General features: G+C 74.9%; 10 protein-coding genes and 1 tRNA gene. 1 reads left to right on the top strand and 10 read right to left on the bottom strand.

Going from position 1 to position 9,854, the window contains the following annotated elements:
• Positions 1-74 (top strand) — tRNA-Lys (locus C6N75_RS19405).
• A 74-nt stretch (positions 75-148) separates the two neighbouring features.
• Here C6N75_RS19405 and C6N75_RS19400 read toward each other — a convergent pair.
• The 10 genes from C6N75_RS19400 to C6N75_RS19355 form a co-directional block, all read right to left on the bottom strand.
• Positions 149-766 (bottom strand): hypothetical protein, encoded by a 618-nt coding sequence (locus tag C6N75_RS19400; protein ID WP_105870184.1) that lies wholly within the window; start codon positions 764-766, stop codon positions 149-151.
• A gap of 118 nt (positions 767-884) precedes the next feature.
• The gene (locus tag C6N75_RS19395) at positions 885-1,664 is read right to left on the bottom strand and encodes an HAD-IIA family hydrolase (protein WP_105870183.1); all 780 of its coding nucleotides are present in this window, start codon (positions 1,662-1,664) and stop codon (positions 885-887) included.
• A 120-nt stretch (positions 1,665-1,784) separates the two neighbouring features.
• Entirely contained in the window at positions 1,785-3,326 is a 1,542-nt protein-coding gene (locus C6N75_RS19390) for an alkaline phosphatase family protein (protein WP_105870182.1), read from the bottom strand.
• A 108-nt stretch (positions 3,327-3,434) separates the two neighbouring features.
• Positions 3,435-4,493, bottom strand: a complete 1,059-nt coding sequence (locus C6N75_RS19385) for a 2-aminoethylphosphonate ABC transporter substrate-binding protein (RefSeq protein WP_105870181.1) — start codon at positions 4,491-4,493, stop codon at positions 3,435-3,437.
• A gap of 36 nt (positions 4,494-4,529) precedes the next feature.
• Positions 4,530-5,327, bottom strand: coding sequence for an ABC transporter permease (locus tag C6N75_RS19380; protein ID WP_105870180.1), 798 nt, complete (start codon positions 5,325-5,327; stop codon positions 4,530-4,532).
• Positions 5,308-6,153, bottom strand: a complete 846-nt coding sequence (locus C6N75_RS19375) for a 2-aminoethylphosphonate ABC transporter permease subunit (protein ID WP_105870179.1) — start codon at positions 6,151-6,153, stop codon at positions 5,308-5,310. Before C6N75_RS19375 ends, C6N75_RS19380 begins: the two co-directional genes overlap by 20 nt.
• Entirely contained in the window at positions 6,134-7,219 is a 1,086-nt protein-coding gene (locus C6N75_RS19370) for an ABC transporter ATP-binding protein (RefSeq protein ID WP_105870178.1), read from the bottom strand. The genes C6N75_RS19375 and C6N75_RS19370 overlap by 20 nt, the downstream gene beginning before the upstream one ends.
• Positions 7,216-7,917, bottom strand: a complete 702-nt coding sequence (locus tag C6N75_RS19365; protein ID WP_105870177.1) for a phosphonatase-like hydrolase — start codon at positions 7,915-7,917, stop codon at positions 7,216-7,218. Before C6N75_RS19365 ends, C6N75_RS19370 begins: the two co-directional genes overlap by 4 nt.
• 7 nt (positions 7,918-7,924) lie before the next feature.
• Complete coding sequence (locus C6N75_RS19360) at positions 7,925-9,040, bottom strand: TIGR03364 family FAD-dependent oxidoreductase (RefSeq protein ID WP_105870176.1); 1,116 nt, start codon at positions 9,038-9,040, stop codon at positions 7,925-7,927.
• Positions 9,041-9,163: 123 nt separating this feature from the next.
• On the bottom strand, positions 9,164-9,854 hold a 691-nt coding region (locus C6N75_RS19355), incomplete at its 5' end, for a GntR family transcriptional regulator (RefSeq protein WP_105870175.1).

Below are 9,854 nucleotides of genomic sequence, written 5' to 3'. Positions count from 1 at the left end.
GCGCCGCTAGCTCAGTTGGTTAGAGCAGCTGACTCTTAATCAGCGGGTCCGGGGTTCGAGTCCCTGGCGGCGCACGCAACGCAGCGAGGCCCCTCACCGGTCGGTGAGGGGCCTCGCTGGTTGTCGGCGGCAGGCGGCGCCGGCGGGGCTACTCCGGGCGGGAGCGGGCCTCGCGGCGGCGGCGCGAGGTGCGCAGCGCCACGGCGACCGCGGCGACCCCGGCGAGCACCAGCCCGATCACGGTGTGCGGGGTGCCCGGGCCCTGCTGGTCCGCGGCGACCAGGTCCATCGGCGCCTGGGCGGCGGACAGGCTCAGCGGCTCGTCGGCGGAGGCCGCGGTGACCGCACCGTCGGAGCCGGTCCCCCGCTGGGGGGAGACCGGCTCCTGGTGGGCGACCTGGACGGTGCCCGCGTCGCGGTGGGTGCGTCCGTCGCAGACGACGTGCAGCGGGTAGCCGCCGGCCCGGGCGTGCGAGGCGGCGGTCGTCGCCCCGTGCAGCGACCGGCCGGCGCCGTCCCGGCCGGCCAGCTCGGCGGCCGAGAAGAACGCCGGGGAGCGGACCTCGCCGTGCCCGCTCGCACAGCCGGTCACCTCGACCTCCAGGCCGGCGCCCGGAGCGGCGGTGGCCGGGACGGCGAAGGCCCGCACCACGGGCCCGCCGCCGTCCTCGGCGTGGGCGGCCCCGGCCGTCGGGGCGAGCACCAGGGCGGCCGCCGTGCCCGCCACGGCGAGCGGCGCACGGAGAGCAAGCAGAGCTGAACGCATCGTTAACCTCCTGCAAGGAAGGTTCACCCCGTTCGGCGGCTTTCGCATCCGGAGGGCGGCGGACGGCCCTGCCGCGGGGCCCGACGCGGCCGGCGCCGGCCGCGTCGGGCGACCGGCGTCAGACGCGTTCGACCAGGTCGGCGATGGAGTCGGCGACGGTGGACGGCCGGAACGGGTAGCGCTCGACGTCGGCGGGCCTGGTGGAGCCGGTGAGCACCAGGAAGGTCTCCATCCCGGCCTCCAGGCCGGCCAGCACGTCGGTGTCCATCCGGTCGCCGATCATGGCGCTGGTCTCGGAGTGGGCGCCGATGGCGTTCAGCCCGGTCCGCATCATCAGCGGGTTGGGCTTGCCCGCGAAGTACGGCTCGCGGCCGGTCGCCTTGGTGATCAGCGCGGCCACCGAGCCGGTGGCGGGCAGCGGGCCCTCGGCGGAGGGGCCGGTGTTGTCGGGGTTGGTGCAGATGAACCGGGCGCCCTCGTTGATCAGCCGGATCGCCTTGGTCAGCGCCTCGAAGCTGTAGGTGCGGGTCTCGCCGAGGACGACGTAGTCGGGGTCGTGGTCGGTCAGCACGTAGCCGATGTCGTGCAGGGCGGTGGTCAGCCCGGCCTCGCCGATGACGTACGCCGTGCCGCCGGGGCGCTGGTCGTCCAGGAACTGCGCGGTGGCCAGCGCCGAGGTCCAGATGTTGCCCACCGGCACGTCCAGGCCCATCCGGGAGAGGCGGGCGTGCAGGTCGCGGGCGGTGTAGATGGAGTTGTTGGTCAGCACCAGGAAGGGGCGCTCCTTGTCCCGCAGCCTCTTCAGGAAGGAGTCGGCGCCGGGGATGGGCACGCCCTCGTGGATGAGGACGCCGTCCATGTCGGTCAGCCAGGACTCGATCGGCTTGCGCTCTGCCATGGTGCGGGACTCCTGCCGTACGGATGCATCCGGTGCGGATGCTGCTGCCTGCTGGGGGCGCCGCGACAGCGCTGTGGCGACGCCCCCAGCCTAGTCAGGCCGCGGCCTGGCCGAGACGGCTCAGGAGGCGGTGATCGTGACGTCGTCGATCGCCCAGTACCAGTTGTTGGCGCCGGTGTAGCGGAAGCGGAAGCCGACGCTGCTCGCCCCGGGCGGGACGCGGACGGTCAGCGACTGGCGCTGGGCGACGGTGTCCGCGGTGTAGGCCCTGACGAGGGTGGGCGTGGCGCCGTTGAAGGAGACCAGCACCTCGGCGCGCTGGGCGCCCTCGTGGCGGTAGTGGGTGGTGAAGGCGAGGGTGACCGCGTCCTTGCCGCCGACCGCGGCGGCGGGGGTGACCAGGGTGGAGTCGTACGGTCCGGAGGACGCCTTGTCGTCCCACTCGTCGGAGTCGGCGACGGCGAACACGCCCCGGGCGCGCACGTTCAGCTCCCGCCACTGCCCGGCCTGGCTGCGGCTCCAGAACTCGTCGGTGGTGAAGGACCAGCCGCGCCATTCGGCGACTCCGCCGGTGCCCATGGCGCTGTTGATCACCGACCAGCCGGCGGGCGGGGTGTGGGTGAAGCCGCGCACGGCGGCAGGGATGCCGGTCTCGTCGACCCGGCCGGAGAGCTGCGGCAGCAGGGTGTCGAAGGGGTCGGCGGAGCGCTGCTGGATCGGTTTGCCGTCCAGGCCCCAGGCCGGGTCGGGGGTGATGCCGAGCTGGTGGAAGACGGTGGCGGCGACGTCCACCAGGCGGGTGTCGGCCGGGCGGGCGCCGGCGGCGATGCCGGGGCCGGTGGCCAGGACGAAGGTGCGCCGCTCCTCGATGGAGGTGCCGCCGTGGCCGCCGGCGTCCAGGTGCCCGTGGTCGGTGGCGACGATCACCGTCCAGCGTTCGCTCGCGTACGAGGGCCGGGCCTTGATCGCGGCGGTGAGCCGGCCGAGCTGGGCGTCCTGGACGGCGATGGCGTCCAGGTACTTCTGCCCGGTGCCGCCGGCGTGCGCGACCACGTCGGTGTTGCCCAGGTAGACGAAGAGGACGTCCGGGTTCCGGTCGCGCAGGACCGCCTCGGTCTGCGCGGTGATGGTGGCGTCGTGGGCGACGTACCCGTCGGCGTCCCCGTCCAGGACGAGCTTGGCGTCGGCGCCGGGGGTGACCGTGCCCTGGGTGCCCAGCGGCTTCCAGTCGACGGCCGCCCAGGTGGAGAGGTTCGGCCGGACCTGGGCGAGGCGGGCCAGGAAGCCGGGGTAGGTCCCGTACTGCTTGCCGGCGAAGGTGTTGTCCTTCACGCCGTGCTTGTCGGGCCAGACGCCGGTGGAGACGGTGGACCAGCCGGGGCCGGAGGAGGTGGCGGCCATCGGCGGGGTGTAGAGCAGCGACAGGCCGTAGGTGCCGTCGCGCATCATGCCCTTGAGGACGGGGGCGTTCGCGGCGTCGATCCGGTCGTGGCGCAGCCCGTCCATGCCGACGACCAGCACTTTGTCCTTGCTGGTGCCGTCGGGGAGGGCGGGTGCGGCGGCGGCCGCGCGGGCAGGGCCGGCGGCGGTGGTGGCCGCGACCGCCGCGGTGGCGGCGCCGGCGGCGAGGACGGTACGGCGCGGTATGCCGGAGGTCGGCATGGTGACTCCTCAGCGGGGAGAGATAACGGAGGTCGTGCCCGGACGGATCGTGGCGGGGCCGGACGTACGCCGGGTGGACGGTCGGGCGTACGGCGGGCGGACGGCGGGTCAACTGCCGGTGGCGGCCTTCCAGTCGTCCACGTAGGAGGTGAGGTTCTTCTCGATGTCTGCCCAGTCGGGGGCGAAGACGTCGACGCCGCGCATCAGCTTCGCCAGGGCCTCGGCGTCCTCGCCGGCGGGGGTGACGTCGCCGCGGGCGGGGAAGCCGCCGCCGATCTCGGTGGCCTGGCGCTGGGCCTCGGCGGTGAGCATGAAGTCGAGCAGCTTCCTGCCGTTGGCGGAGTGCGGGGCGTCCTCGACCAGCCCGGCGGCGTAGGGCAGGGCGAAGGTGGTGGGGCGGCCGCCCTCGCGGGCCGGGAACCAGATGTCCAGGTGGGGCATGGAGCGGGCCTGGGCGTAGTTCATCTGGACGTCGCCGTTGGCGACGAGCAGTTCGCCCTTGTCGACCTTGGGGGCGAGCTTGGAGGTGGAGGAGGACGGGCCGACGTTGTTGGCCTGGAGCTTCTTCAGATAGGCCATGGCCTGCGCGCGCCCGCCGAAGTCGTGCAGGGCCTTGACCACGACGGCGGTGCCGTCCCCGGCGACGCCCGGCGTGGAGTACTGGAGCCGGTCCTTGTACGCGGGGTCCAGCAGGTCCTCCCAGGTGGTGGGCGGGTCGGGCAGTTCCTTGCCGTTGCGGACGAAGCCGAAGTAGTTCTTCACCACCGCCGTCCACGTCCCGTCCGGGGCCTTGTCGGCGGCGGCGACCTGGTCGGCGCCCCGGGGCCGGTAGCGCTGGAGCAGGCCCTTGGAGCCGGCCTGCTGGATGAAGGGCGGCAGGGTGACCAGCACGTCGGCCTGGGTGTTGCGGCGCTCGCGCAGGGCGCGCTGCACCATCTCGCCGGAGCCGCCCTCGACGTACTCGACCGTGATGCCGGTCTCCTTCTCGAAGTCGGCGAAGACCCGGTCGTACCAGCCGTCGCCCCGCTCTCCCTTGAGGCCGTCGGCGCTGTAGACGGTGACCGTCTTCGGGTCGTCGGCGGCGGTGGCGGTGCAGCCGGTGAGTCCGGCGGCGAGCAGGGCGGAAGCGGTGAGCGCGGCGAGCGCGGCGGGCAGGGCACGGGGCATGGCGGAGTTCACTCCCGGGGTGGGGGAAGGGGCGGTTCAGCGGTGGGCTGCGCGGGTGCGCAGGCGGGACAGGGCGAGCAGGACGAGCAGGGTCGCGGCCATGAGGACGACGGCGAGGGCCGAGCCGGTGAACAGCGAGCCCCGGTCGGTGGCGGTGAAGACCAGCACCGGCAGCGGCAGCCAGTCCGGCGGGTAGAGCATCATGGTGGCGCTCAACTCGCCCATGGACAGGGCGAAGCAGAGCCCGGCGGCCGCGTTCAGCGAGGGCAGCAGCAGCGGCAGCTTTACCCGCCGCAGGACGTGGAGGGGGCGGGCGCCGAGCGAGGCGGCGGCCTGTTCGTACGCCGGGTCCAGGCGGCGCAGCGCGGCCCCGACGGACTGGTGGGCGAAGGCGGTGACCAGCACCGTGTGGGCGAGGATGACGATCCAGCGGGTGCCGTTGAGCAGGAACGGCGGCTGGGAGTAGGCGACCAGCACCGCCAGGCCGACGGCCACCGAGGGCACCGCGACCGGCAGCACGAACAGGGCGTCCAGCACCCGGCGTCCGCGCCGGCCCAGGGCGTCGGCGGCGAGCGCCGCCCAGGCGCCGACGACCAGTGCCAGCAGGCTGGCGGTGGCGGCGGTGACCAGGCTGGTGGCGAGCGCCTGGAGGGGTTCGCCGCGGACGGCGGTGGCGTAGTGCGCGGCGGTCGGCCCGGACGGCAGGGCGCCGGACCAGTTCGTGGCGAAGGAGGCGGCCAGGACCACCAGCAGCGGCAGGGCGAACAGCGGCGTGAAGAGCAGCGCGAAGACCGCCCAGGCCGTCCGGCGGCCCCTAGCGGTGTGCACCAGCACGGCGGCTCACCCCCCGGTACAGGGCGTACAGGCCGGTGGACAGGGCGATGTTGACGACGGCGACCACGCAGGCGGCCGGGTAGTCGGACTCCAGGATCGCCTTGCCGTAGACCAGGGTCGGCAGGGTGGTGACGCCCTTGGCGCCGGTGAACAGCACGATGCCGAACTCGTTGAGCGACATCACCAGCACCAGGCTGCCGCCGGCGGCGAGCGCGGGCAGCGCCTCGGGCCAGATCACCTGCCGCACCACCCGGGCGGGCTTGGCGCCCAGCGAGGAGGCCGCCTCCAGTTGCGCGGTGTCCACCTGGGAGAACGCGGCCAGCAGCGGGCGGACCACGAACGGGGTGAAGTAGGTGATCTCGGCGAGCAGCACGCCCCAGGGGGTGGTGAGGAAGTCGAACGGGCCGTCTCCGTCGCCGGTGGCGCCGGTCCACAGGCCGTTGGCGATGCCCACGGTGCCGTAGACGAACAGCAGGGCGAGGGTGACCAGGAAGGACGGGAAGGAGAGGAAGACGTCGATGAACCGGGCCACCGCGCGCGAGCCGGGGAACGGCACGAAGGCCAGGATCAGCGCGAGCACGAAGCCGAGCACCAGGCAGCCGACCGTGGCCCCGGCGGCCAGCCACACGGTGGTGCCGAGGGCGTCTTGGAAGGCGTGGGAGCCGAGCACCCGGGCGTACGCGCCGGGGGTGAGGGACTCGCGGACGACGAGCGCCAGCGGGTAGAGGAACACCAGCGCGAGGACGGCGACCGGGGGCAGCGCCCACAGCCGGGCGGGGGCCGTACGGGGCCGGGCGCGCACGAGGTCAGCGGTGGTCGCGGCCATGGCCCGCCTCCGTTCCGATCGCGCCGATCAGCACCGCGTCGTCCGGGGCGAAGTGCAGCTCCACCTCGGCGCCCAGCGGTGGGGGTTCGCGCAGTTCGCGCAGGTCGGCCAGCATCCGGTGGCCGCCGACGTGCACGGTGAGCCGGTGGGTGGCGCCCCGCCACTGGACCTCGGCGAGGGTGCCGCGCAGGGTGTTGGGGCCGGGGCCGAGGCCCACCAGGTGCGGGCGGACGCAGAGCGTGGCGGCGGCCCCCGGCGCGGCCTGCCCGGCGGGGACCTTGAGCGTGCGGCCCGCGAAGGACACCCCGCCGGCGGTGACGGTCACCGGCAGCAGGTTGGCGTTGCCGACGAAGGAGGCGGTGAACTCCGTGCGGGGGCTGCGGTACAGCTCCTGCGGGGTGCCGCAGTCGCGCAGCCGGGCCCGGTCCATGACGGCGATCCGGTCGGCCAGGGTCAGCGCCTCGACCTGGTCGTGGGTGACGTACAGCATGGACATGTGCGGCAGTTCGCGGTGCAGCCGGGCCAGTTCGGCGAGCATCCCGGAGCGCAGGCCGGCGTCCAGCGCGGACAGCGGCTCGTCGAGCAGCAGCACGTCGGGGCGGATGGCGAGCGCCCGGGCGATGGCGACGCGCTGCTGCTGGCCTCCGGACAGCTCGCGCGGATGGCGCCGGGCGTACGCGCCCATGCCGGTCAGCTCCAGCGCCTCGGCGGTGCGGGCGGCGGTCTCGGCCTTCGGGGTGCGGCGGGCGCGCAGCCCGAAGGCCACGTTGTCGGCGACCCTGAGGTGCGGGAAGAGCGCGTAGCTCTGCACCACCATCCCGATCCCGCGCCGGTGCGGCGGCAGTCCGGTGACGTCCCGGCCGCCGACGTGCACCCGTCCGGCGGCGGGCCGGACGAAGCCGGCGACGGCGCGCAGCGCGGTGGTCTTGCCGGAGCCCGAGGGGCCGAGCAGCGCCATGACCTCGCCCGGTTCGACGGTGAGGTCGAGCGCGTCGAGCACGGTGTGCCCGTCGTAGTCGACGGTGACGCCGTCGAAGCGGACGCCGCTGCCGGTCCGGTCGCTCATGTCCCCGCCTCCGCGCTCGGGGCGAGGAGTGCGGGCAGGTCGGCGACCGAGTCCAGGACGTGGGTGGCGCCGTGGGCGGTGAGCCGGTCGCGGTCGTGGGCGCCGGTGAGGACGCCGGCGACGATCCCGGCGCCGGCCCGCGCGCCGCTGAGCATGTCGTACGCGGTGTCCCCGGCGACGGCGACCTGCCGCACGTCGTCGGCGGCCCGGGTGCGCAGCAGCGCGGTGAGCACCAGGTCGGGGTGGGGGCGGCCGCGGCCGCCGGCGTCGGCGGGGCAGAGGGTCAGGTCGGCCAGGCCCCGCCAGCCCAGGGCGTCCAGGACGGCGTCCTGGGTGGTGCGGGCGAAGCCGGTGGCCAGGACCACGGTGCGGCCGCTGGCGCGCAGGGCGCCGATGGTCTCGGCGGCGCCGGGCAGCGGGGCGATCCGGCCGGCGGCGACCAGTTCGGCGTACGCCTCCTCGAAGGCGGTGTTGGCGCGGCGGGCGCGCTGCTCGTCGCCGAACAGGTGCCGGAAGACGGCGATCTTGGACTCGCCCATGGTGGCCCGGACGTGGCCGAGCATCGGGGCGGGGTCCTCACCGAGCGCGCGGGCGGCGGCGGCGAAGGCGTCCTCGACCAGGCCGCCGTCGGCGACGGTGGTGCCGGCCATGTCGAGCACGACCAGCCGGACGGCGGTGTTCGCGGGGGTCTCGTCCATCAGTGGTCTACCAGTCCAGTTCGTTCGCGGTGGTCTCGGCGATGGCCGGTGAGCAGGTCATGCCGCGCCCGCCGGGACCGGTGACCAGCCAGATCCGGTCGCCGACCTGCCGGCGGCAGACGACCCGGCGGGGGTCGGTGCACTGCGCGTACACCCCGGCCCAGCGGCGGCGCACGGGCGGCAGCGGCCGGCCGAGCAGGGACTCGACGACCCCGGTCAGGTGCTCGTAGGGGTCTTCGAGGGTGTCGAAGGCGAAGGGGTGCTCGTACTCGTGGGTGTCGCCGATGGTCAGCCCGCCGTCGAGCCGCTGGACCATGAGCAGTTGCATCCGGTGCGCGGCGGCGGTCGGCGCCTGCGGCTGCCCGGCCTCCAGGTCGGCCGACGCGTACGCCGGGTAGTAGCGGAAGGAGTCGGCGTCGGCGACGGAAGTCGTGAGCGCCTCGCCGAGCGGGGCGGTCTGCATCATCTGAAGCCGCACCCGGCGCACCGGCAGCTCCCCGCCGGTGAGTTCGCGGACCAGGCCGCCGAGCCAGGCGCCGGTGCACAGCACGACGGCGTCGCCGTGGTGGACGTCGCCGTGGTCGTCGCGGACCGCCGACCCGCCGACCACGTCCCGCACCTCCCTTCCCGGGAGGAAGGTGTACCGGCCGGTTTCGGCCAGCGCCTCGCGCAGGGCGCGCTGGGCGGTGCGGGGCTCGACGGCGGCGTCCCGCTCACAGCGCAGCGCGGCGGCGAACTCCCCGCGCAGGGCGGGGTTGAGGGCTCGTGCCTCGCCCGGGGTCAGCAGCGTGAAGCCGCGGGCGGCGGCGTCCGGCGCGGCGGCGGCCGCCTCGGCGACGGCCAGTTCCCGTTCGGTGCGGACCGGGGTGAGCGATCCGTTGGCCCGGAAACCGATCCCGGGGACGCGGGCGCCGACGGCCTCCCACAGCTCGCGGGCGCGCAGGGCGGTCGCCAGCTCCTCGCCGGCGGCCCGGCCGCTCACCCAGATCTGCCCGAAGTTGCGCAACGAGGCGCCCCGGGCGTCGGCCTCGCGCTCGATCTGTACGACCTGGTGGCCGCGGTTCACTGCGTGCCAGGCGTGCATGGTCCCCAGCACGCCGGCTCCTACGACGATGACTCTCACGCCGGAAACGGTGGCGGCGGCGGGTGGCGCGATCCGGTCGCGTCGGCGACGGGACGGTGAACGCCCCATCACACTTGGACTAGACCCGTTATCTCCTCGTGACCTTACGGCGGCTGTGGCGTCTCACCCGAGACGCGTCGTGAAACTGAACCGGTCGCCGCGGTAGAGGGTGCGCACGCGCTCCAGCGGACGGCCCCGGGCGTCCCGTGAGGCGCGGTGCAGCAGCAGCATGGGCAGCGCGGGCGGGGTGCCGATCAGCAGCGCCTCGCGCGGGGTGGCCAGCACCGTCTCGATCCGCTCGTCGGCGTCGCCGAAGACCGCGCCGACCCGGTCGCGCAGATACGCGTAGAAGGACGAGTCCGGGTCGAAGTCGGCGTCCAGGCGGGGCGCCCGGGCCACCGCGACGTAGGTGCTCTCCAGCCCGACCCGCTCGTCGTCGGCGAGCAGCACCCGCTCCAGGTGCCAGACCGGGTCGCCGGGCGCGGCGCCCACCTCGGCGGCGAGCGCCTCCGGGCAGCCGAAGCGCTCCAGGCCGACCAGGGTCCGGCCCGGCCGGCGCCCCTGCCGGCGCACCCCCTCGGTGTAGCTGGCCAGCGACAGCGGCTGCTCCAGCTTGGGCCCGGCGACCACGGTGCCCCGGCCCTTGCGGCGCAGCCGGCCCTCCAGGAGCAGGTCCCGCAGGGCCAGCCGGACGGTCTCCCGGGCCACCCCGTAGCGCTCGGCCAGATCCCGCTCGGTGGGCAGCGCCCCGCCCTCCCCCAGTTCGTCCAGGAGGGCGGGGCGCTGCCCACCGAGCGGGATCTGGCCGAGCGCT

The sequence above is a fragment of the Streptomyces solincola genome (assembly GCF_002982015.1).
In the GTDB taxonomy this organism is placed as follows: Bacteria; Actinomycetota; Actinomycetes; order Streptomycetales; family Streptomycetaceae; genus Streptomyces; species Streptomyces solincola.
The sequence above is the reverse complement of the archived record's forward strand: the minus strand, read 5'-3'. Positions and strand labels throughout refer to the sequence as shown.